Raw genomic sequence first — 24,383 nt, 5'->3', positions numbered from 1 at the left:
GCAAAAATAAAGGTGGTGGCCATGTTATATGCAGTGACAAATTTGAAAGAGTTTGATGTCGTAAAAGCGAACAGTTATGTGTGCGGCGTTGCCCGGCCGTGTAGCCTGCTTGAGGTGTATGAGTATGAAATCATGCAAACCGATTACTGTCGTATTATTGATCTTATGGAGCATCATGACGGTATCAATTATCAGTTGGTGTAGGGGAAGAATGGAGTGGGGCATTTTACGAGTGAGCTTATGTGGTTAGCTCGTTTGTGCCCCATTCCTTGTTTTAATGATTCTACACATACATCACCTAAGCTTTATCTGGCTTACTTTTTTCTAATCTAAGTATGTGACCAAATTTACCAATTCACTACAATCGCACTTTAAGCGACTTCAACTGGCATGCCCCATTTTTTGTTGACGAAAGCCAAGGATATTAGCCTTACGCTAAAACGCAGTGTCTAACACATCAAAATCACGATTGATGTTATACATTTACATTGACCTTAGATAATCAAGTTATAATAAATATTCTTCAATCAAACTCTGCAATATCAGCGATGACAAAAACAACGATCAAGTGGACTAAGAGTAAATGCTCTCTTGAGGCATCAAAGTTCAAGACAAGAAAGGAATTCAAAGTTAACTCAGGCAGCGCTTACAACTCTGCTTTAAGATACGGTTGGTTGGATGATATTTGTTGTCACATGCCTGCTAACAACAAGAGAGCCAAATGGTATTGGACTTTTGAACGATGCAAGGCAGAAGCTATTAAATATCAAACCCGTTCAGAATTTAAGACTGGCTCAGGAGGAGCTTACGATTCTGCGCAAATCAACCAGTGGCTAGATGAGATTTGTGGCCACATGACAAATAAGTACAAGAAAAGTGGTTTCTGGACAAAAGAAAATTGCCAAGCAGAAGCTTTAAAATACACGTCAAGCAAAGAGTTCAAATCAAAGGCTGGTGGCGCTTACACCAAAGCAGCAAAGTCGGGTTGGCTCAAAGAAATTACATCGCACATGCCTAACCCTTATAAAGAACTAAAAAAGTGCCTATACGAAGTGTATTTCGAAAAATCGGACACTTACTACATTGGCTTAACTAACAACTTCAATAGAAGAGTTATTGAACACACGAAGAGCAAATCTGGTTCATCTACGACCTACTCTACATCCGTATTCGACCACATCAATGCGACAGGTGAAACGCCTCAGTTCAGACAGATTTCAGAGTATATGGATGCTGATTTAGCCTCGGATGAAGAGCAAAGACTCATTACCCAATACCACCTAAAAGGCAAGTCGCTGCTTAACCGAAATATAGGCGGCTCTTTGGGTGGCGGGTGGATCAAGTGGACGAAGAAGACGATCCAGACAGAAGCTTTGAAATACGACACTAGAACTGAATTTATAAACAATGCATCTGGGGCTTATGAAGCTGCCGTCAAAAGGGGGTGGCTACAAGAAGTTTGTTCTCACATGAAAACCTTTAGTAAGCCTATGGGACATTGGACTAAAGAGAACTGCCGCATCGAAGCTTCAACGTACACATCCAAAAAAGAATTTAAGTCAAAATCTTCTGGAGCATATCAAGCAGCTAGCAAGCATGGTTGGCTAGATGAGATTTGTCATTATCCAAATGCTAAACGCAAACCAAACGGTTATTGGACAAAAGATAGGTGTGAGCTTGAAGCGAAGAATCACAAAACGCGAGGTGAGTTCCGAAAAGTCTCCTCACAAGCTTATGCGGCTGCACAAAGATCAAAATGGTTAGACTTAATTTGCTCTCACATGGTTAGCCCTCAAAAACCAAATGGCTACTGGACTAAAGATAGATGCCAAGAGGAAGCGTTAAAGTACACAACTCGAAGTAAGTTCGCAAAATGCTCATCAAGCGCTTATACAAAAGCAAAAAGAGAAAAATGGTTGGATGATATTTGTACCCACATGAGTAAGCCTAAGCAACCGAATCCTCTTCGTCAGTAGCAAAAGCACTCTGGGAATTTCTTAAAAATAATTCCGATTTTCTAGGTTGATGCCAAATTGAGCGGTTTAAAATATCTCCTATGCCAATTAACAGGGCGGGATCCATTTTTCTAAAAAATGGCCGCCCGATGAATTTAAACGATCTGTTTGTATTAATTAGACCGAAGCCACGGTCTATATGAGCAAGAATTGTTTAAATACCAAACAGAAGTCGATGACTAAATCACCACATTGACCTTGTTAAAAATATGAGATCTCGCCCTGTGATTTATGCCTATCCAATCTTATGGTCAAAAAATTTCAAAGACTTAAAACATTGTTTTGCATGTTAGATTGCGACATATCGCTTAATGATAATCATTGGATTTAACGTGACGTTCGTTTGTGCGCATCTAATCTAAACCAACCTTTTAGCTAGCTCTCCCTTACTCAAGTGACATACAAAAAGTAATTTATGAATTGCTAATTTAAGAAGGTGCTCTAAATGATTTTTGTCCAGAGACGTGTTACTCAGCCTTAACCAGGCCATAAACCCCAATCACTGCGAGAAAGGAAACTCTCTCGCACGGTGATTGCGTATCGAGTGCACCACCACACCTTCCAACGAAAAAGAATCCGCTTCACTGACATGCACTGGCGCAAAACCGGTATTGGCCGATAAAAGCTGCCGATTAACGGTATCCAAAATTTTACAAACAAACTCACCATTATAATTTGCCACGACCACATCACCATTCAGCGGTTGAACATGCCGATCAACAATCAAAAAATCATGGTCAAAAATACCGACGCCCTGCATCGAATCACCACAAGCTTGCCCAATGAATGTTGCGCTAGGGTGTTGAATCAGTATTTCATCGAGGTCGAGTGCAAGCTGAGTATATTCGCTGGCCGGGCTCTCAAAACCGGTAATACCGGCACTGGCAAAAATTGGAATGACTTTCATAACACAATACGCTTTACTGTTTTTATATACAGTTATATTGTGGTTTAATGCGATGCTATGGTCAAGATTGAGCTTTAAAGTTACCCATTTTTTTACACAATGTCAGAGCATAGGCTACGTGGGCAATAGGGTAGAGGGTTAAAGTAAAGTCCAGGCTCATAGGTGAGAAGCGATGAATTGGTTAATTAACGTCATTAAGAGTATTACTGTGTTCTTGAGCGGGCGATTTTTATGAGTAAGCGAGTTAAAATGTTTAGTTCGTTCGGGTTCAAATCTTGCTAGTAATAATGATTAGTTCGACCTCATTATCGAGGTTTGAACTAGATTTTTGTTATTCAAGTGTTACCTCAAGGTACTGCTTTTTTCAGTTTGACTAGTGCGTTAAAATGAGATAGATTTTAAATTAAGGCTGTATGGAAGCCTGCTCACTCCAATAAGGCAAACTCTTACGGGAACCATAATCTTAAATTATATATTTTCTTATTTATTTTGGCGAGAAGAAGAAAATTAGGAGTGGATTTACTTAGTTTTTCGTCTAGGTATTTAAGATTATGAATATTACTCAATCCTTCATTTCAAATTTCAAAAAAAAAGCTAAAAAGATTAAAGACGAACTAGGTGTTAAGCATACCCAAGCACTCGAATTAGCAGCTCAGGAAGTCGGCTTTCCCAACTACCATTCTCTATTGAAGTGTTCGAAAAAAGCTAATAATTGTAAAACTCATATAGTTAATACCGATAAAGATGGGGTTAATGATGAGTTCACTATAGATCATGGAAATAGAGGTAAACAGATTAACCCTAATCAAAAGAGCTCTCTATTAGTTATATTTGACGATGATTTGGTGATAAATAAGATAGAGTTTGAAGGCCCCAGTCACAAACTTATTTCGCGGAACTTTAAGACCGAGTATCTCGATAAAGGATTTGCAGCCGAAATAGGTGCAAGAATACCAAGTTTCGATGAAGTTAAACACCGTGATTTGGATATAGGCTATGGTTCGAAACTTCATGAAGCGGGATATATATGTATTGAATTCTTGCGAAACAAAGACAATCCTTGGACGATTGAAGACGCTAATCAAGTTGCGCAAGAGCGCATAGGTTCGAAACTTGGACATTCCTGCTACCGTGACTTCTTTTTCATTAATGGAGAATATATCAATAACCATCTCCACGATGAAATGATTAGAAGGTTAGACCTTGAAAACGATATACAGTACCACCCTGCAATCGATGGTTATTATGACGACTATAGCTAAGTGTTAACTTAAATTATACTTTTCTGAGTCAGTTGTTCTCCCTGACTGACTCATTAATACTCCCAATGTTTGTTGAGCTTGATAGAACTAATGAACGTAATCGATTCTATATATAGATAACCTAACCTCTAGCCACTTTCCACACAATTAAATCACTGCGAGAAAAGAAACTCTCTCGCATGGTGATTTTAGCAAATTTATGCTAATAGCTTCTTCGTTGTTTTGATTAATTAAAATATCCAGTTTAGTTAGTAATCAAATCTACTATCATCGAGTCGAAGTTTTTCGGCAGCTTAGACTTAAAAAATTGATAAGTTAAGTGCTTTCTCTTTGCACCAAGTGCTTTAAAGTGTTTATCTAGCCAGAAATACACTTCTTTACTTCTGTTCTCGGTATATCTGAAGTCCCAGTCAAAAGCATCACTCATATACATATCAGAAGCAAGCATATCGCATTCTAGCTCCTGTCCTTGTTTGACAAATACTAATAGTATTATCGCCCGCCAAACGGCTCTTGGACAATTCCAATTAGTCATTTTTTTCTCATTTTGAATGAACGGCAGATTAGATAGTTCAAGACCAGTATATTTATAAAGCGTGCTATAAAAATCAGCCAAAGACGACTCCTTATACATTATACAAATGTCCTCTATAGTGATTTCACTATCATCCTTAGCAAAACGTTTAAGGCGACTTTGCTCCTTTTTATCCGCTTCCAAGTTGGCTTGATACTGGAGCTTTTGCTTCCATTTATCTATGCCATGCCAATTAGCTCGATGATGTATTCCTCTTGGATCGAGAGTTACCACGAGTGTGGGTGACAAGCATTTCTTCATGGCGTAACCACTTTGTGGAATTATAATGTTTACTGGAATATTTTTAGCCACATGACCTCGAGCTAAAACATAGTTATTATTTGACTCAATGACACCATTTATTGATTGAACAACAATTTTTTCTTTACGCTGAAAGCTTGACTGACCACACTCTCCAGTGGCACTGACGAAACCATACAATAAGTTATTTTTATGGAGTTCTTCTAACTTGAGTATGGCATCATCTGCTGATATGCCGTTCAATTTATCAATTGAGTCACTATCGATAAAGTCATTACTAGCTTCTTGTTTTATTTTTGTTTTTCTGAGCCATTTCCTTGGTGCATCATGCAGAACAAATTTTTTGAGTTCATCACGGCTTAAATCTAGATCCATCCCAGATATATCAATTTCTAGGGCTGGAATACCAGTGTCATGATATTTCTCTATATGAGCTGAGCCTTTTATGTTGGTATAAAAAATCTCAATAGCAAATGGTTTGTTATCATGATTGACGAAACAGTCGGCAACTATATGGCCTTCAGAAAGTGTTTTTTCAAGCTCGACATTCTCTAACTCTACTTCATAGCCAAATGACTTATAAATAGGATTGTTATCTGCAGTGGTGATGGAGTCTGAAATGCTTTCGGCAATGATTGTTTTAGCAAGTTGATGTTGGATACTTTCAACGGAACAGTTACTGTCTGAGCTATGTGCAAAGTGATACGCCATGTGATCCCCCATTCTTGCAATAAGTTCAGAGCCGCATGAGATACAGAAACAATTACATTTACTCCCTCGTTCAGTGTTTCTATCCAGTTGATTGATGTTAACCAACCTATCTCGAATTGCCCATGCTGTTTTGAGTGTCATTAATTAATCCAATAGCTAATCATTCTTATTAAATACAATAAATTGCATATTAAAGATAGGTTTGTGACAGTCAAGGATAATTAATGGTTTAATGAGATATTGGTTTCAATTGAACTTTGAATTTGGTCACCTGATCAGACGCACTTAGCTACATCTCATCGTATAATGGAGCAACAGCTACCAAACTTACTTACAGTGCGTGATCTCGATTAGCATTTTTACTGGGGCTGGTTAAATACTGGCCCCAATATAACTAGGCTATAAACTAACAAATTTCACTTATCACGATCCCCATATTTCGCCAGCTGAAAATCCACCAACTCTTTGGTAAACTCGCCAAACACCGACAACAACGACGCCTCAACCGCAAAGTTCGCTTGAAAACGACCGTCTTGCACAACAAACCAAACCGATTCCGCCGACTTACTATTACCCCCGATAAACGCATTAATCGGATTCGAACGCCAATACTTAAGCCACTCGGCCTCATCGGGAGCTTGCAAACGCATCTTCTCTGGCAAATCTTTCTTCAAACCTGGGTAGCGCGATAACACCTGCCAGCTGCGCGCCGCCAACGCCTCAAGCGTCGGCGGATTGGCAAACCCATCTAACTCAATCAAAGCCTCAAGCAAAATCGCCTTAAAACATTTTGTCATCGACATCTTCTGCACCGCAGACAAGAAAAAATCCCCGTGCTGCTGCTCAAGTGCCAACAACGCCGCATCGCCCGTTTGCTCAGCCACCAAATTTAGCCAACTGCCCGCTTGCTTATTCACCTTGTTAAAATCATACCCAGCGCGATAAAACTCCACCGCACGCGGGCGATGCCCCAAATACGAGGCCAAATGAGAAAACTCTTCCGCCGAGTTAAAACGAAGCTGCTTCGCCAACTGCTGCCAAAAATCCACCACCCGCAAATCAAGATTAACCACGCAGCCCTTACCAAGCTGCGGTTTTTCAACCGAACGGCCACCCATACCCGCTAGATCAGAAGGGGAGAAGATACCCAAAATCTCACCCTTATTGAGAAACGAACGGTGATTGCCAATAAAATCCAACACCACCAACTTCGACTTATTGGCGTGACGGCGTAACCCCCGGCCAAGCTGTTGAATAAAAATAATGTTCGACTCAGTCGGGCGCACCATCAACACCGTATCAATCGAAGGCAAATCTGTCCCTTCATTGAACAAATCCACCGAAAACAACACATCCACCTCACCCTTATCGAGCAAATCCAATGCCTCATTACGACGCACCGGTGAATGACTGTGTACCGACAAAGCCCGAAAACCCTGATCAGCAAAATGCAGATTAAATTGCTCGGCCATATAATCGGCATGCTTAGTCGAAATACAAAACGCCAAGGTTCGCGACTGCTTCAGCGATAGCCAATGAGAAAACACATGCTTTGCTCGGCGAACCGTCGCCAACTGGGCATCTAAGGCATTGGGATCAAACTTACCATTGCGCCACGGGATCTCTTCATAATTGACCGACTCATCCCAAATACCGTGATACTCAAACGGCACCAAAATCTCATCATCAATGCCGTGCACTAAATTGCGCTCAAACACCAAATTGTCATGACACAGCGACAAAATATTCGCTTGATCGGTCCGCTCTGGCGTCGCCGTCAAACCCAACAAAAAGCGCGGTTCAAAATAATTAAGAATATTGAGGTAGGTACTGGCGCTGGCATGGTGAAACTCATCAACCACAATGTAATCAAACGCATCGGGCTCGAACCGGCGCAAATGATCGCTGCGGCCCAAACTTTGTACCGAGGCAAACACCATCGCCTTGTCTGAATCTTTATACTTAGCATTGTAGTAACCGGCGGACTTTTCCGGCCACAACTTAGCAAAGGTATTAAACGCCTGAGTTAAAATCTCCTCGCGATGGGCGACAAACAGCACGCGCTTCGCGTTTATCTGTTTAGCATCAAAGGCCGACAACCAAGTCTTACCCATGCCCGTACCCATCACCACCAAACCGCGAACATAACCTTGCGCTCGAGTCTCATTTAACGCGGCCAATGCATCGACTTGCACCGCATTCGGCACATACACCTCATCATCAACCAAAGACGAATCACCAACCAGAGACAAAGTAGGGGGCGTACGTCGCTTGAGGTACTCATCAATCCACTCATCGGTTAAAGCTTTCGCGCACTCATGCTCAAACAGCAACGCAAACTGCTCGCGGATACGATGAAACTGCCGGGCCGATTCACTGTCCTCAGGTGGCTGATAATCAAAACGCAAACACCACTCATAGGCATCGGTAAGGGCAGTACGGCTGATATTGTTCGAGCCAATAAACGCACTGCCTTCAAACAGCGACGAACCCGACTCCTCAGAGGCCGCGCTTTTGACAAAGATATAAGACTTTAAATGAAAACTCGTTTTGCTCGGCGTTTCAAAAATCTTCACCTCGACGCCATCACCTTGCAAAGCCACCAACGAACGCAGCGCAATCGGGTGGGTAATGTGCAAATAATCCGAGGTCAAGATTCGCAGCTTAAGCGCGGTACCGAGTGTTTGATGACGTTCAATCGCCTCGACCAGCGTGGGCAACAGTAAATCTAACCCAGAAGGTTGAATAAATGACACCGCGATCTCAATCTCCGTCGCGTGATTGATGGCGTGTCTCAACTGTGGCAGTAGTGGATCATCGCCGCCGGTCGTTAATAGATTCGTACTCGAGATTAAAGAGCTTACCGTCATATTGGGATTCCAAAAAAACAAAAATCGGGGGAGGGCGTGAGTTCATTATCTTGTGCGCAGCCAACGACCCGTTGATTAAACACCTTGCTTGATCAGCAGGGCATTGAGCCACTGTTCATCTTGGCGACCTGGCCTTTGATCGGCAGTGACCCAAGTCTGTTTGACGCTCAGGGAGGTCTCGGTGAGTAACGATGCTAACGTGCTTTCGGTCAGATTGGTAAACACACGGCCATCGCGCTCAACTTGCCCCTCACCGTATTTAAACGAGCAGTAAAACACACCGCCATCGGCCAGGAGCGAACTTAAATGGCGCATGGTCTTGGCCAAATCCTGATGTTCAACGTGCAATAAAGAAGCGCAAGCCCAAATCCCCTCAAAGGCGATAGAACTTTGAAACGACAAAAACGTCTCGCACGCTACCTCTAACCCAGTGTGCTGCTTGGCTAATTTGACCAGTTCTGCACTGGCATCAAATGCCACTACCTGATGACCAAGCTTGGCAAAATACAGACTGTCTCGCCCAGAGCCACAACCGGCATCAAGGATGTGGGCCGACTTGGGTAAGTGGGGGAGAAAGGCGTCATACAAAGGGCGCATATCCACATCAACCGTACCAGAAAAGAACGGCTCAGCATTTTGATCGTAATAGCTCACAGTTTCACTCAATGTACATATTCAATTTATTCAATATCATAGCATTAACGAAAAAATATTGTATTATCATTGTGATGAAAAAAAGCGTGATGAGCAAAAGCGTTATCGCGTGAGTTAGGCTTAATTTAGATAATGATTAGAGAACACCATGCCAGTTGGAAAAGTCACCTCATTTAGCCCAAATAAAGGATATGGGTTTATTGCGTCAAACGAAGATACCTACTTCTTTCACCAATCGGATTTACCGGCCAATTGCCCAGTGAGTGAAGTCAAAAAGGGCGCACTGTTTGAATTTGACGACGTTCCTCAACCCAAAGGAATGGCGGCCAAAAAACTCAAGTATATTGAACAAGAGCAGGCGTTATTTTTTCTTCCCCGCTTTGTCGTCGGCCGAGAAAATAGGCCCAAATACGGCCAAGTGCTATCGAGAATACCGATAAAAAGCCCTTTTTATCGCGATCCACAAGATTGCCGTGACGACATCATTGAAGGGGCAAAGAAAATTGGCTGCAATGGCGTTTTAAACTTAACCGTGCATCGATCCACTTGGTTTAGGGGCAATTATTGCTACACCATGCATTGGGCGAGCGGCGACTTGTGCTTACTGGCCGAGCAAAAATATTGCCAAGCCCACGAAAAAGACGAACAGGATGAATTAATCCCTGAATACACCGAAGAGGCCGAAGAGCGAGCAAAAGCCTTAGTTAAACGCTATCGCTTAAAACGTTTACGTCAGCGCACTCCGTGGGTCTTGCTGATTGTTATCGCTCTTATTATGATTGGGGGAATTTAAGGGGTAATTTTTACCCGTCTTATCAGTAACAACACCAGTTAAACGACAAGAAACCGCGGCTAACCGAATCAATGACCAAGGGCAGCCGCTGAATCTTCTCACTCTTTTAACCCGCTCACTTCAACCCCGCTCACTTTAACCCCAAGCGCTTAGCCAATTTGTGCAAATTACTGGCATCAATGTCTAACAACTTCGCCGCGCCGGCCCAATTGCCACCACACTCGGCTAAAGCCTGCTCAATACTGCGCCGCTGCACAAGAGCCACGGCCTGCTTTAACGGCAACACTGATTTTTCTGGCTCAGCCGAAGCGGGCGCCTCAACGGCTAACTCAGTAGAAACCAACACCGCCGAACTCACATTTGCCACCGCTTGCTCATCTGCGCCAAAATGGCTCGGCTCTAACGTCACAATCTGCTGCGTATCCGCCCCTTGCGTGAGCGCTTTTAAACACGCGCGACTGATCGCATGCTCCAACTGACGCACATTCCCCGGCCACGGATGCGCCAACAAAAACGCTTCACTTGCCAAAGAAAGCCGCAAAGAACGAAACCCCAACGGACTGCGATTGCGCTCGATAAAATAGCCCGCCAACAACAAAACATCCTGACCGCGCTCACGAAGCGGGGGAATATCAATAGGGTAAACCGCCAAACGGTGATACAAATCAGCGCGAAACTGACCTTGCTCCACCATGGCCCGCAGATCTCTATTGGTCGCCGCAACAATTCGCACAGACACCTGCTTCACCCGATCTGAGCCCACGCGCTGAATTTCACCGCTCTGAATTAACCGCAATAACTTCGCTTGCGTAGCCAGTGGCAACTCGCCCACCTCATCCAAAAATAACGTACCCTGATTGGCCGCCTCAACCCGCCCTTTACGCTCACTCAGCGCACCGGAAAACGCGCCCTTAACGTGACCAAACAACTCACTCTCCACCAAACTCTCAGGCAGGGCAGAACAATTAATGTGCACCATCGCCTGAGACGAACGTGGCGACATCTGGTGTAAACGCTGCGCAAACAATTCCTTACCAACCCCGGTTTCGCCGGTTAACAGCACACTAAGTTGCGTTTTGGCAACAATATCAAGCTCGCGCAACAGAGTTTGCAACTTGGGATCCGCGCCAATCAACTCCGCGCTCGACGCCACAGCGCTCGGGGCCACATCGGTGAGCTTTTGATGATAATTGCGCAGGGCCGTCACCTCTTGCTCAAGCTCGGTTTGTTGTAACAAAACCTCACAAAAGCGGGCCAGTGTAGGGACTTTTTGCTGACATGCCCTATCAAACTGCCCAGGCTGTAACGAATCAAACGTCAGAACTCCCCAGCGCTTGCCCTGTAAACTCAAAGTAATGCCCATACAATCGTGCACCGGCAAGGCAGGGTTATCATCATGGTGTAACGCGCCATCATAAGGGTCGGGCAGCGGACTGTCGGCATCAAAATGCACTAAGTCATCCGAGGCAAAAATTTGCGCCAATCGAGGGTGCTCAGCCAGGATAAAACGCCGGCCAAGAGTACTGGTCACCAGACCGGCCACCGCCAAGGGTTTAAGTTGATCCCCTTCGCACTTTAACAGCCCCACGGCGCTGCAAGGCAAATGGTGCTGAATGTGATCCACCAACGCTTGCCAGCGCTGAATCGGCGTCATGGGCTGATGCAACAGTTGAACACTGAGCCAATCATGCATGGTTAAAAGTACCTTATCGGGTCAATAATACCTGAAAATGTTAGGGTAATTTATACCATAACTTTTCAAGATTAAATATAAATCAATACGTTATATTGTGGCACACTCTTTGTAATCTTAAAGGCAGACATGAATTTCTCATTGGAATACCACTCTCTATGTTGAGCTTGGTATCCATACTTGACCTTTCGGAGCCTTCTATGAATGAACAACAAAAAGCCTTAGTCCGTGCCACTGTCCCTGTCTTACGCGAACACGGCGTTGCCCTCACGACCCACTTTTATCAGCGCATGTTAAGCCACAACCCAGAGCTCAAACACATCTTCAACCAAGCGCACCAACACTCAGGCCGCCAACAACAAGCCTTAGCGTCTGCCGTATTAGCCTACGCAGAAAACATCGACGACCCTTCGGTATTATTACCCGTGGTGGATAAAATTGCTCACAAGCACACCAGTTTAGGCATCCGAGCAGAACAATACAGTATTGTCGGTAAACACCTGTTGGCCTCGATTCAAGAAGTGCTTGGAGAAGCGGCCACACCCGAACTCGTCTCCGCCTGGGCCGAGGCTTATCAATCGCTGGCAGATTTATTTATTGGTGTCGAATCCAAACTCTACCAACACTCCATCCAAGACGAGTTAGGTTGGACCGGTTGGCGACCGTTTAAAGTGATCAAAAAAGTCGCTGAAAGTGAAGAAATCACCTCGTTTTACCTCGCGCCGACCGACAACGGCCCCTTGCCACAATTCCTCGCCGGGCAGTACATCAGTGTGCGCATTTGGCTAGAAGAGCAACGTATTTACCAACCGCGCCAATACAGCTTATCTCAAGCACCAGGCCACGATGCTTTGCGTATCTCGGTCAAAAAAGAGCCCGGACGCGATGCCCATCACCAAGGGGTTGTCTCTCATTGGTTACACCAAAACATCGAAGAAGGGGCGATATTGGATGTCTCAGCGCCCTTTGGTGAATTCACGTTGGATAAAAGCACCGCAAGACCGATCGTCTTGTTAAGTGGCGGCGTCGGGATCACCCCAATGATGGCGATGGCAGAAGAGGCGATGCGCAAGCCCGAACTCGCCTCAAACGTGGCTTTTCTTCACTGTACCCGCAACGCCAAAGTTCACGCATTCAAACCGACAACCGATGCGTGGGCCAAGCAGGGGATGGAGGTGCGCTATTTTTATGACTCAGACCGCAAGGGCGAGCAACAGAGCGCCCCAATCGATCTTAAAGACACTTTGCAAGCGAAGTTTCACGATGCCGACGTTTACCTCTGCGGCCCGACGGGCTTTATCAAACACTACACCGAGCAGTTATTCGCCATGGGATGGCCAACCGAACGCATACACCGCGAAGCGTTTTAAGGTTTGACAAAATAGCCTTGCCCGATGCGGGTGAGGCTTTTCAAAATAGCCGAGTTCGTCTATGGTTAGCCACATAAGCGCCAACCCCGACACATAGGCCAGTGATGAACGACTACCAACCAATCGATATCCCCTTTAATCAGCGACATACCTGCTGGTTCTGCGGCGAGCCAAGCAACCAACAGAGCTTTTTCCCCAACCCGAAAACCAAACAAAACCAACACCGCGAACTGGCACTGCAGATCCCATGTTGCCACGAATGCCAAACGTTCAGTCAACAAAGTGACCGAGACAACGTGTGGGAATGGCGACTGCACATCAAACACCAACTGATGAAAAAATACGCCAAACACCTCGCGATTGGCGTCAACTGGAGCAAAGAAGAACTCGAGCAAACCGAATTCGATGGGGCGTCTTTTAAAGGCTTTAAACGCAGTGCTTGGCAAATGTACCAAATCGCGCAGCAACGCGTCGACTACCCCGGGTGGGAGTTGGCCATCGACGGCATCCCCCTCGAGATCATTAACGATGCCCACCGCTTCGAGTTCGACAACAAAACCTTTATTCACCTCAACGCGGCAGTTGAGTTTTACGTGCAAGCCGAAGGGCTAGACAACTACCTGTTTAGCCAACTGGTCGACATCCTCGGCAGCGAACGCCTCGGTTACGCCTTAAAAATTGCCCGCCTCAACCGCAAAGTCAGCCGTCGCCAAGCCGATCAAATCATTCAAGAGATCGAACTGCAACAAGAAGAGCAGCGAGAAGCCGAGCAGATCGCGCAGCGAGAAAGTCAGCTTGCCAACACCCAAATCTGCTCGGTCACCACCAAACAATTTAACGTGAGCAGCGAACACATTGATTGGGCGATGACGCGAGGAATACGCAACCTTGCCGAATTAAACGAGGCCGAAGATGCGTTTTTTGATGATCACGCTCAGTATGGCGGAGTCGCCGCGTTTGAGTTTTACCACAACCTGCAACTCTACCTACAAGCCAGACAAGACCCCGCCTGGTGCCAAGCCAATGACCTCAATCATGCCCAATGGCAAATCATCAACAATAACAAATAAACGTCACACTCACTGCCGGCCGCGGGCACTGGTCACCACCCGCTTTAAAATCCAACGGATCAACAAAGGAATCCGCTCGGTGCCATACTGCTCACAATAATCGACAATCGCCAACGCCAAATCTGGCTTGGCGTATTTTTTCAACGCACGATTAACGACTTTCTTAGCGGGGATAGGGTGATCCAACGGAATGCGCAATAGCGACTTAAAAAAGGGCTCAAAACCATGGTGAAACAAAAAATGCTCAATGTCTAAATCGGGCAATTCCGACAAATGATGCCGCTCTGGTTCATGAAGCAAACGCGAACGCACCGAATGGGCATACTTCTTACCAGCCATGTCGCCATCGGTCACCACGTGCCAATCAATGCCCAGCGTCTGAGCAACCTTGATCAGTGACTTCAGCCCTGACTGCGCAAACTCAATAATCTGCACGCCCTCTGCCGCTAAATTATAATGACAAATCTGGGCAAACTGATTAAAAAGCCATACCTCGGTTTCCCCTTCAACCAACAACCAACAGCGCGCAAACAAGGCCCCAGTGCGGTGATAGCGAATGTGAAAGCCAATTTTGCGCAGCTCATCTTGAGAAAACTCCTCCGGGTTTAAGTGGTAACTTTGCGTCTTATCCGATTTTCTCACCAACCGGCGAATTGAGCCAAGCGGCACCCAACTGACAATGTCACTGCTGTTGGTGGTCAACACCTTTTGCACTGGCAAACGCTGAATCAAACTCCAGGCCCTTGCGAGCTGGGTCGGGTGCAAATGCCCCTCGGGATCTTCTATGATCAAAATCGGCCGGGCACATTGACGAAGCTTAACCTTGCCTTTGGCCTGCAGATACGCATTCAAAAGCCGCATTAACAGCAACTGAGTTTGCTTATCTTGCTGACCAGAAATCCACCGCTGCAACGAGGGCTCTGTCGAACTGGCGGCATAAAACAAATTATCCTTCAACCCATCTTGTGAGCGGCTCGAGGCCGATGCCTTAAACGAAAAATAATGGCCGATCAGCGAATGCATGGCGGAAAGACTGCTGCGGATCTCGCCTTTATTGACATGGCCCGGTGTGGAAAGCAAACGACGACAGGTATTATTGATCCGCTTCTCAAGGCGAACCAAAGCCGGCGACGACTGCGACGGATTTCCCGCAAACGCCTGCTGAGATTGCTTAAGACGCAAAATCGGATGCAGACTCATCAACTCCTTGGCTAAAGCCTGTTTATTGGTGAGTGGCAAAGGCAAGCCCTGCGCACAAAGAAAATCCACCTCGGTCGTCACTTGCTGACCCTGACGATGGGCTCGCAAACAATAAAAAATCTTCTTCTTATGCTGGTGAACGACCCACAAGGGCGCTAACTTGCGATAGCGCACCGCTCTTTCTTGCTGCTTATCGGTTGAACCAAACACCAATACAATATGCAATTGCTGACTTTGTGGTTGTGACTGAGCGTAATCGAGATGAAAATCGCGAATCGAAAATTGAGGTAGCTCTCCTTCAACCGGTAATGCTAAACTCAAGGCATCGAGTAAGGATGATTTACCCCAGGTGTTCTCACCGAGTAAGGTGGTTAACGCATTAATGCTCAGTGACAAACGTTTTATTCCTCGAAACCCTGCGATTTCGATGCGTTCTAGTTGCATTGCGCCTCCCGTCATGGGCCGTTGAAGCGGCGTGAGTGATGCTCAGTTTAAAGGCCAGTGGCTACCCATCTGACTGCATTGCCGATCACCTGAGTAGGCGAATAGTCTCGATGACAATAAAACCGATGGTGATAAAACGAACCATCCCCGATGGCAAACGGCTTAACACCAACCGTGGATTGAGGCCATCAAGCGGCCACCAAAGTCAAGCGCGAACACCACGCGCCGCAAACTGCCGTTACATCGAGCCACTACCACGACGGCTGGTGCAACGAAAAGCCCGCTGGGTTCGCCAGCACCGCGCTCGGTCACCTCTTCGTTGCGCTTTACGGTGACCAAGTCGGTCGCCAAACCTCAAGCTAGCCGCGAACCCTGGGCCACACTAAAATTTTAGTGGAAAACAACAAACTAACCCAATGAGTTAGGAACTTTTTTTACAAAAAGAGACCTTAAACAGCAAGGGTAGAGAAACCCTGACAAACCGGGTGTCACCAATTTGTCATCACGATTGGGTTAGTATTAGGAGATGAAAACCACCATGACACAAGCTGTACTGACCTTAACCATTGCTCACCTCAATGACACCCATTCGTATTTTGAGCCTACCCATCTGCCACTGACTTTAAACACGCCGTCTGGGCCTATCCACCCTTATGTCAGCGTCGGTGGGTTTGCTCGCATTGCCAGCCGCGTGAAAGCGCTACGCGCACAAGCGAGCGCCAAACAGCAGCCGTTTTTATTGCTCCACGCCGGAGACTGCTTTCAAGGCACCTTGTACTTCACCTTGTTTAAAGGCGAAGCTAACGCCCGACTACTCAATGCGCTCAACATCGACGCGATGGCGCTTGGCAATCACGAACTCGACATGGGCAACACGCCGGTCTACCACTTTCTAAACCGCATCCATTTTCCGATGCTGGCCGGTAACTGGGACCTATCGCGTGAACAAGCAGGCAAAGCACACCCGCTGGCAGCGCAACGCAACTTGTTCGCCTATGACGCGACCGAGCGCAGAGCTAAGGTCAAAATACACGACTACCAAGGGCAAAAGGTGGCCTTGTTTGGCCTGTCGATCGAAAAAATGCACGACATCGCCAACCCCGATGCCGACACCGACTTTGCCGATGCCATCGAGACGGCGCGTCAAACCGTCGCGTGGTTACACCAACAAGGGATCCGCCATATTATTTTACTCAGCCACCTGGGTTACGAGCGCGACATCGATTTAGCACAACGCGTCGACGGCATTGGGCTGATCATTGGCGCCCACACCCACCGCTTACAGGGTGACTTTAGCGAACTCGGGCTTGGCAAAGACGACGATTACGGCCGTAAAATCAACCGCACTTACATAGTGCAATCTGGCTGCCACGCCCAAGCCCTGGGCCACTGCCAAATCAGCTTTGACGCCGAAGGCCAAGTGGTGGCATTTGCTGGGAAAAACGAATTATTGCTCGGGCGCAGCCTGTGTATTGAGCCAAGCTTAACCGAGCCATTAGCCGAACAAAGCTACCAACAAGCCAAAGCGATTTTAGACCAGCATCCCCTGACGTGTTGGTGCCCGCAAGACCCAGAGATCAAACAACTACTGGCCAAGCACTATCAGCCACATGTCACTCGTTGGCAACAACATGTGATCGCCCACAATCCGAGTAAAAAACGCCACGTTCGAGTGCCAGACCAACAAGGCGGCAGTGATATTGCACCGCTGGTGGCACAGTCTTTTCACCATGCGATGAACGCACTGGGCAAGCACGTCGATTTTGCCATTCACAATGCGGGGGGCACCCGTACCGACTTGCCGGCTGGGGCGATCACCAGTGGCGATATTGCTGGCCGCTTACTGCCATTTTCTATCCCGGTGGGGTGTTATGACATTGACGGCGATAACCTAAAGGCGCTACTTGAAGGGGCGATTAACAATGCCACCAACAACGGCGTACAAGGAACCGGTGGGGGCAGCTACCCTTATGTCTATGGGCTGAGCTTTGACTACCACCCTAGCGCCAGTGCCGGGCAGCGCATTGCCAATTTAACCATCTACCAAAATGGCCAATGGCAAGTGGTAGAGCCACAGCGCACCTACACAGGCAGCTCAACGCTCTACACCATGAAAGGCAAAGAAGGTTATGATGCAATTTTAAAGGCCGACAATTGTCAGGCAAGTGAGTTGACTATGGCCGATTGCTTTATACAATTTTTGCAAACGAAGACCAACGCCTTGCAGGAGCGGGCAAGTGATCGCGCAATCGATGCCGCCAGTGACACCCATGAGCGCGAGTGTGCCGATAACGCGCCGCAAAAGCCGTGAGTTTGCAAAGAGACGCAACCACACCGCAAAGCACGACATTGAACCATACCGACATTGAACCATACCAACATTGAGAAATAAAACGAGGTCGATAAACAACCATGTGGAATGGAAAATACAACTTAGTACTGCTTAGCAGCTTGTTCTTGTTACAAGCTTGCGCCAGCGTCGACTCTGGTCGCCAAAGTCGCACCAACGACGAGCCGCCCGCAACCGGGCTCGAAGGCATGATGGCCAAGCTTTACAATGTACCCTCGATTGCCCAAGACGGGGAGGGCAAAACACAATCCCTTACCATGTCGAAACTCTACTGTCAGCCCAATATGGGGTTTGAGCTCTATCAGGGCAAACAAGAGCACGACAACGCTCAAGTACAAGTGACGGTGACCTTGCCATTTAGTGTCGCCAATCGCACCGAAGGGGCAGAAATTATTGATGGGGAGTCTTTGCATGTCTTCATTAATGGCGAAGAAAAGACCCTCAATGCTTTACCGGTCGATGAGAGTGATAAACAAGGCAAACGCTTAGTCCATCGCCGTTATTTGATGCCTTTGTCGATGGTGGATGAAATCGGCTATGCCAGCAGCTTTTACGCTCAACTGGATCTTAAAGACGACGAGCAAATCCAAGCCAACTGCGGCCCATTGAGCTTTCAACAGGCGAAAGAAAACTGGCATTACGATAAGCCGATCTCGCCAAGTGTGGTCAATTTTGCCAATCGATATGTGGCCAGTGAAGGGTTCAAACGATTTTTAACTATGGTCGATAACGCCAATTTTTAAGCCAGGAAAACGTCACGCTTGTGGCTCTAACGCTCTACAGCGCTAAAAGCGAAGATGAAAAGGACGATTGACCGGCCCCTTTAGCGCGAGCCGGTCTCTATCGCGACGGTCAAGCGAGCAAGCTTTTACTTCCTCGCGCTGGCTTTTTCAGCCGCGGCTTAGTGCTGCTCTGTTGAGTGGCTGAGCGGAACCTCTTGCGTTTGCCATTGGACGTGCTCTTCTGGCTGCGGCTCAGGTTGCTCATCTTGTTGGTTTGATTGTGCTAACGTGGGCTGTTGCAAAAAGGCCAGCGATTGATAGGCGTTTTTAAGCCACACTTTCATACGTTGACGCTCAGCGATGTTCATCAGGCTGCGGTCGTTGGCCACGGCCCAAAAACTGGTGTTGTTAAAATCAATTTTTTGCGTCAGTTTGGTTTGTAATTTAGGCAAATCAATGATGATGGCTTGCTGGGCTAATGCGCGCTCAAAAGCCGGGGATTGTTCAAACTTAGTGAAGTTCTGACCGCGACCGTAGTTTTTGACCACCACAAACGACACCGGCTCTGCTTGGTATTTTTCTAAGATGCCCGCCAATAGTGAGACAGAATCAAAACCGTCGTCCATCACGTGCCACCAGTACACTTGATGACCGAGCTCGTCGAGCAAATCAAACACTTGAGTTTCTTCTATCCAACGACCAATCGGATTGGCGGTTTGCGCGGCGAGATCAATAATCAAATCCTTGTCTGGATTTTCTTCAATCACGGTGAGCAGGCCATCGAGGCTTTCTTCATCGCCAACGATAATCGGTGCGGCAAAATCGCGGTAAAAGCGTGAAAAAGTGCCATGAGAGGCATCGCAATCAAAGCCTAAAAAAGGGCGTTGCTGATCAATGTGAAATTGCGCTAACAAACGCGCGGTCATCGATTTGCCGACGCCGCCTTTTTCTCCGCCAATAAAGTGTACCTTTGCCATGTGAGTTCCTTTCTGAAAGTGATGGTGACTTATTGTTATTCAAGTGGTTTCACTATATCACGATTTATTGAAGCTGAAATGACAAAATCTCAGTAAAAAGAAAAAATCCCCTAACAAAGCGGATGAAAAAGTACCGACAATAAAAAAGCAGGGACGAACCCTGCTTTTGCCAATTTATGTACTATGAAGCGTGTTAGTCGAACTTGTAGTTGACCTGCACAGCGCCAATGTAAGTAATACCTTCTGAACTGTAGTCGTATGTGACACCTGAGCTGCTGGTTTCATCAAATTCGATGTCTTTAGTATCAATCAATGTCATACCAACATCCACCGACCATTTTGGATTGTGAATGTAAGTAAAGCCGGCACTGTACCAGTAACGGTCGGTATCTGGGATACTCAAGGTTGATTTGCCCGCTTGCTCGTCGTAGGCAAACCCGGCACGCAGAATCCAATTTGGATTCAAGAAGTAGGTCGCGCCAATCGAGTAGCGGTTGTTGTCTTCATAAGACTCATCTTTGTTAAAGCAGGTACCAGCATTAAACGTACAGTTATCAGAAGATGCGGTTAGATCAGTAAAATCACTCCACTCGGTCCATTGCCACCCATAGTGAATTGCCCAAGACTCATTCAAACGGTGGTAAGCCGACAGCTCAAAAATGGCTGGTAGGGGAACATCAAGTTCGGCTTCTGTATCAACACCGAATAAACTGTTGCTGTAATCGCCATCAAATTCTAGATCGACTTTTGAGCGGTAAGTGGCGGCAAAGCGGTTGTGTTCGTTGTACTCGTACATCGCGCCGACATTCCAACCATAGCCCCAGGTTGACCCTTCCATGCTGACAAAGTTATCAGAGGCTGATGCCCCAACAGAGGCGCCAATATCGCCATAAGTTCGGTTCAATTCTGCCTTGGCATAGACAAGGTTTAAGCCTGCGCCGACACTCCATTGCTCATCGATGCGATAGGCCAGACTCGGGTTGAGGTTGACACTCACCAAAGAGGTGTCACCGGCATTGGTGCCCGCGGTGGTATCATCTGGGTAATCGGTGGCAACGCCGTAATAAGTGAATAGGCCAATCCCCCAAGCCCATTGCTCATTGATCGGTGAGAGGTAATAGGCAGCCGGAACGATTTGTGACGGTGCCACGTCTTTCGATTCTTGGCCATTAGTTTTGTTAGTAACATCAATTTCAGGATCGATGTAAGACAGGGCACCAGAAAACTCGGCGCTGTCAAACAAGGTCATCGCCGCCGGGTTACGGGCAATCACAGAGGCGTTATCGGCCACCGCACCTTCACCAGAAAAGGCACGTCCAAGGCCCGATGCCGAGTGTTCGTTCACTTGAAACCCGGCCGCAAAGGCTTGAGTGGCAAGCAAAACACTGCTCGCTACCAATGTTTTTTGTAGCTTCTTCATTCTTAATCCCTCCTAGGGCGTTGGTCCAAGTGTCTCGGATGAGCATTGAACTTAGTTTTTCTTATTTGTGTCTGAAATGTTGTATAAATGTTAATGAGTGGTCTGATGTGTTGTCAAAAAAAGACCGAAAAAACTTCACAAAACTGTTATAGCCGTCATAGTGTTGTCAAAATCAAGTATTTATCACTCTGAAATAAACGCGATTTGGGAAAAATGACACCGCGTAATCATATAATGAGAAGTTTTCTTTATTTGTTTTTTGATAATCTATTCGAATAAAGTCGGCGGATAATACCTGAACTGTCATCAAAGTGTAGTGTATGACAAACAGGTCAGAGCAGTTGGTTTGAAGGAAAACTTGCTGCTAAATACCTGTATATCATGTGTTTATTCAATTAAACTGGCAAAAATAGACTTGTTATCTTGAGAGCGAGTTCACAGTGCGATTGGCAACAATCGACCCCGTTTACCCTGCGGTGTGTCGCGCCAGTGGCGGTGGGAAAATCGTTAACCTAGGAGGGATTAGCGCTGATGAGCCAAGTTATCTGGAAGCGCGACATCGATTTAGCGCGCTTAAATCAAAGTTCTCAACAAACCCTGATCGCGCATCTTGGCATCGAGTATTGTGAGATAGGTGATGATTATCTCAAAGCCCGTATGCCGGTCGCCGCCATCACCCATCAGCCGCTCGGTATGTTGCACGGCGGCGCATCGGTGGTACTGGCTGAAACCTTAGGCTCGGTGGCGGCCAATTACGCGGTTGTCGAAGGCGATTACTGTGTGGGCTTAGAGGTGAACGCCAATCACCTAAGAGCCAAACGCAGTGGCGAGGTGATCGGCACGGCAACGCCTGTTCACCTAGGCCAGAGTACTCAAGTGTGGCAGATCGAGATTTGTGACGAGCGCGGGCGAAAGATTTGCCTGAGCCGTCTCACCATGGCCGTACTTAAACAAAAACGGCCTTTTAAAAGGGGACAAGATGACCTATGAACAACCGTGGGGAAAAGTGATCATTACCGCTCGTGAAGTGGTGGTGAAATTAACCCAGCCTGCGACAACGCTACAAGCCCGTCACGATGCGATCAAATTGTTTGGCCGTTCGCCGACGGTGATGGTAGCCAACGACATGGAATGCCAATGGCATATTCAGCTCACCGACGATCAACTGGTCGATCAATTGGCTAAAGCCTTGTCGATTGCGATCGATTAAATTGCAAAAAAGAGGAAATATCCGCACAATAGGGCGTATGATGTTCAGTGTAAGATTTCCTCTTTTATGTCCAGTCGTCGTTTAAAAGCGCAATTTGATCGCCTGTTTGATCATTTTCAAGGCCAAGATGGTGATACTCAGTTAGACGTGATCACTGAGCTACTTTGCTGTACGCGTCGCAACGCCAGAATGGTGCTCAACAAGCTTGAAGACGCAGGTTGGATAGAATGGCAACCGGAAAGCGGTCGCGGCAAATTATCGACGTTGCGTTTTAAACATCACCGCGATGACATTGCCAGCGACAGAGCCAAACACTGGCTTGATGAAGGCAAAATGGACAAAGCGCTTGAAAGCCTCGACCACGACATGGGCAAGCTCAATCAAGTGCTGCAACAGTATTTAGGCGTACAACACAAGGGCGGCAAACAAACCCTGCGCTTGCCTTATTATCGCCCATTGCCAACGCTGAACCCCACCCAGCCATTTCGCCGCTCGGAAGTGCATATCATGTCACAAGTGTTTAGCGGCCTGACCAAACTTGATCACAATGAACAGGTGGTGGGCGATGTCGCGCATCACTGGCAGCAATGCTCGGCGACCCATTGGCGCTTTTATTTGCGACCGAATATTCACTTTCACAACGGCTTCACGCTGACAGAGGAGATGGTCAAAGACAGCTTGTGGCGCACGAGAAGCTTTCGCTTGTTTGCCCATATCGAACGCATTGAGATTGTGGCGGACAACACCCTAGATATTCACCTCAGCCATCCCGATCATCACCTGCCGCGCTTACTCACTGAAGTGGTGGCCAAACTGCAACTGCCCCTCTCATTACAAGGGCCTGATTACGCGAAAATACCGATTGGCACTGGGCCATTTCAAGTGACCGAAAATAAGTCCAACAAACTCACGTTAACCGCCTTTGATGATTACTTCGGTTTTCGCCCTTTACTCGACCAAGTGGAAGTGTGGGTGGTTGATGACAGCTATTCAACGATTGTTTACCCGAGCCTCAACACGCTCAACATTACCCCGTCCGCGAGTAACGATGACGTGGCCCTTGATCCTGGTAGCTTGTTGCTGATGATCAATCGCCGTAGCGGGATCGCCAGTCGGCCGGATGTGGCCCAGTATTTGAGCGCCCATTTGAATGGCTTGCAATTGATGCGCGACTTGCCACAACACAAGGTGAATGAACTCGGATTGGTGCCCGCTTACGGCATCAAACCGGGCTGGATGGATCACCGTGCCGACGCACTGCCAGCCACGCCTGCCAACGTCGACGTCATCAGCTTGGCTTACCAAGACAAGCACCCAGTGCTGATGTTGCTGGCACAGGTGATCAAACAAAAACTGCAGCAGCAAGGGATTGAGGTTGACTTACTGGCTTACGATCAGGTGCTAGAACAAGAGGTTGATGTGTGCCTAAAGGCCATGGGCATGGCGACGCACCGCCAAGATGCCTTGGCCGCTTGGTTATTGGATTACAGTCAATTGGCAAGCTTTGCCATCCGGCCTGAATTTGATGCTTGGCAAGAGTGGGTGCGCGACTGGCAAGCCGATGAGCAAGGCGACTTTCCCGGCCGCTTGATTGGCAAACGGTTAATCGAATCGCTGCACGTGGTGCCACTATTTCACTGTTGGTTGGGCATCAATCAAGATCACTGCGGGGCATTGCAAAACACCAAATGCAATGCTCTTGGCTGGTTCGACTTTTCCTCGGTGTGGGTCAATCCAACCCTCTCGTGACCCTTGTGGCTGTGAAAGAAGCGCGGGAAAATGGCCAATAAAACATTCATTGTTAAGCTATTAGTCCTTGATCACGATACGCAATTGGCAAACGCGATTATACTGTCGCTGTAATATACTGTCACTGTAAC

Annotated in this window: 19 protein-coding genes; 11 read left to right on the top strand and 8 right to left on the bottom strand. The window is 47.0% G+C overall.

Translation table 11 applies throughout. The annotated features are described in order from the left end of the window. Positions 1 to 21: 21 nt before the first annotated feature. Positions 22 to 204, top strand: a complete 183-nt coding sequence (locus AB0763_RS16920) for a hypothetical protein (RefSeq protein ID WP_306099623.1) — start codon at positions 22 to 24, stop codon at positions 202 to 204. A gap of 284 nt (positions 205 to 488) precedes the next feature. After that, entirely contained in the window at positions 489 to 1,976 is a 1,488-nt protein-coding gene (locus tag AB0763_RS16915; protein ID WP_306099622.1) for a GIY-YIG nuclease family protein, read from the top strand. A 538-nt stretch (positions 1,977 to 2,514) separates the two neighbouring features. Here the strand turns inward: AB0763_RS16915 and AB0763_RS16910 are convergent. Beyond that, positions 2,515 to 2,922, bottom strand: coding sequence for a LexA family transcriptional regulator (locus tag AB0763_RS16910; RefSeq protein WP_306099621.1), 408 nt, complete (start codon positions 2,920 to 2,922; stop codon positions 2,515 to 2,517). Positions 2,923 to 3,473: 551 nt separating this feature from the next. Between AB0763_RS16910 and AB0763_RS16905 the strand changes: the two genes are divergently transcribed. Continuing rightward, complete coding sequence (locus AB0763_RS16905) at positions 3,474 to 4,184, top strand: hypothetical protein (RefSeq protein ID WP_306099620.1); 711 nt, start codon at positions 3,474 to 3,476, stop codon at positions 4,182 to 4,184. Between the two features lie 244 nt (positions 4,185 to 4,428). Here the strand turns inward: AB0763_RS16905 and AB0763_RS16900 are convergent, their stop codons facing one another. The 3 genes from AB0763_RS16900 to AB0763_RS16890 all read right to left on the bottom strand — a co-directional run bounded on the left by AB0763_RS16900 (position 4,429) and on the right by AB0763_RS16890 (position 9,197). Next, positions 4,429 to 5,871: a competence protein CoiA family protein gene (locus AB0763_RS16900; protein ID WP_306099619.1), complete on the bottom strand. Its 1,443-nt coding sequence runs from the start codon at positions 5,869 to 5,871 to the stop codon at positions 4,429 to 4,431. Positions 5,872 to 6,146: 275 nt separating this feature from the next. After that, complete coding sequence (locus AB0763_RS16895) at positions 6,147 to 8,600, bottom strand: DEAD/DEAH box helicase family protein (protein WP_306099618.1); 2,454 nt, start codon at positions 8,598 to 8,600, stop codon at positions 6,147 to 6,149. A gap of 75 nt (positions 8,601 to 8,675) precedes the next feature. After that, a complete protein-coding gene (locus tag AB0763_RS16890; RefSeq protein ID WP_306099907.1) occupies positions 8,676 to 9,197 on the bottom strand; it encodes a bifunctional 2-polyprenyl-6-hydroxyphenol methylase/3-demethylubiquinol 3-O-methyltransferase UbiG in 522 nt (173 codons plus the stop codon). A 205-nt stretch (positions 9,198 to 9,402) separates the two neighbouring features. Here AB0763_RS16890 and AB0763_RS16885 point away from each other — a divergent pair, with 205 nt between their 5' ends. Next, complete coding sequence (locus tag AB0763_RS16885; RefSeq protein WP_306099617.1) at positions 9,403 to 10,047, top strand: cold-shock protein; 645 nt, start codon at positions 9,403 to 9,405, stop codon at positions 10,045 to 10,047. Positions 10,048 to 10,177: 130 nt separating this feature from the next. On the opposite strand, the gene norR is transcribed toward AB0763_RS16885, so the two are convergent. Next, positions 10,178 to 11,740 carry a nitric oxide reductase transcriptional regulator NorR gene (norR, locus tag AB0763_RS16880; RefSeq protein WP_306099616.1) on the bottom strand — a complete coding sequence of 521 codons (1,563 nt, stop codon included), beginning with the start codon at positions 11,738 to 11,740 and terminating at the stop codon, positions 10,178 to 10,180. Between the two features lie 200 nt (positions 11,741 to 11,940). Between norR and hmpA the strand changes: the two genes are divergently transcribed. Both hmpA and AB0763_RS16870 read left to right on the top strand, forming a co-directional pair. Then, positions 11,941 to 13,110 (top strand): NO-inducible flavohemoprotein, encoded by a 1,170-nt coding sequence (hmpA, locus tag AB0763_RS16875; RefSeq protein WP_306099615.1) that lies wholly within the window; start codon positions 11,941 to 11,943, stop codon positions 13,108 to 13,110. Positions 13,111 to 13,214: 104 nt separating this feature from the next. Further along, positions 13,215 to 14,180, top strand: coding sequence for a hypothetical protein (locus tag AB0763_RS16870; protein ID WP_306099614.1), 966 nt, complete (start codon positions 13,215 to 13,217; stop codon positions 14,178 to 14,180). A 9-nt stretch (positions 14,181 to 14,189) separates the two neighbouring features. On the opposite strand, the gene AB0763_RS16865 is transcribed toward AB0763_RS16870, so the two are convergent. Beyond that, complete coding sequence (locus AB0763_RS16865) at positions 14,190 to 15,824, bottom strand: DUF2813 domain-containing protein (protein ID WP_306099613.1); 1,635 nt, start codon at positions 15,822 to 15,824, stop codon at positions 14,190 to 14,192. 538 nt (positions 15,825 to 16,362) lie between these two features. On the opposite strand from AB0763_RS16865, the gene AB0763_RS16860 reads away from it, so the two are divergent. Both AB0763_RS16860 and AB0763_RS16855 read left to right on the top strand, forming a co-directional pair. Then, positions 16,363 to 18,135, top strand: a complete 1,773-nt coding sequence (locus AB0763_RS16860) for a bifunctional UDP-sugar hydrolase/5'-nucleotidase (RefSeq protein ID WP_306099612.1) — start codon at positions 16,363 to 16,365, stop codon at positions 18,133 to 18,135. 101 nt (positions 18,136 to 18,236) lie between these two features. Then, the gene (locus AB0763_RS16855) at positions 18,237 to 18,917 is read left to right on the top strand and encodes a hypothetical protein (RefSeq protein WP_306099611.1); all 681 of its coding nucleotides are present in this window, start codon (positions 18,237 to 18,239) and stop codon (positions 18,915 to 18,917) included. Positions 18,918 to 19,075: 158 nt separating this feature from the next. On the opposite strand, the gene AB0763_RS16850 is transcribed toward AB0763_RS16855, so the two are convergent. Both AB0763_RS16850 and AB0763_RS16845 read right to left on the bottom strand, forming a co-directional pair. Then, a complete protein-coding gene (locus AB0763_RS16850) occupies positions 19,076 to 19,873 on the bottom strand; it encodes a hypothetical protein (RefSeq protein ID WP_306099610.1) in 798 nt (265 codons plus the stop codon). Positions 19,874 to 20,066: 193 nt separating this feature from the next. Then, positions 20,067 to 21,293 carry an outer membrane protein transport protein gene (locus AB0763_RS16845; RefSeq protein WP_306099609.1) on the bottom strand — a complete coding sequence of 409 codons (1,227 nt, stop codon included), beginning with the start codon at positions 21,291 to 21,293 and terminating at the stop codon, positions 20,067 to 20,069. A 531-nt stretch (positions 21,294 to 21,824) separates the two neighbouring features. Between AB0763_RS16845 and AB0763_RS16840 the strand changes: the two genes are divergently transcribed. The 3 genes from AB0763_RS16840 (at position 21,825) to AB0763_RS16830 (ending at position 24,252) form a co-directional block, all read left to right on the top strand. Continuing rightward, the gene (locus AB0763_RS16840; protein ID WP_306099608.1) at positions 21,825 to 22,283 is read left to right on the top strand and encodes a hotdog fold thioesterase; all 459 of its coding nucleotides are present in this window, start codon (positions 21,825 to 21,827) and stop codon (positions 22,281 to 22,283) included. Then, positions 22,273 to 22,503, top strand: a complete 231-nt coding sequence (locus tag AB0763_RS16835; RefSeq protein ID WP_306099607.1) for a DUF3389 family protein — start codon at positions 22,273 to 22,275, stop codon at positions 22,501 to 22,503. Before AB0763_RS16840 ends, AB0763_RS16835 begins: the two co-directional genes overlap by 11 nt. Positions 22,504 to 22,569: 66 nt before the next feature. Next, positions 22,570 to 24,252 carry an SgrR family transcriptional regulator gene (locus tag AB0763_RS16830; RefSeq protein WP_306099606.1) on the top strand — a complete coding sequence of 561 codons (1,683 nt, stop codon included), beginning with the start codon at positions 22,570 to 22,572 and terminating at the stop codon, positions 24,250 to 24,252. Positions 24,253 to 24,383: the final 131 nt, after the last annotated feature.

Source organism: Vibrio sp. HB236076, assembly GCF_040957575.1.
Lineage (GTDB): Bacteria > Pseudomonadota > Gammaproteobacteria > Enterobacterales > Vibrionaceae > Vibrio.
The sequence above is the reverse complement of the archived record's forward strand: the minus strand, read 5'-3'. Positions and strand labels throughout refer to the sequence as shown.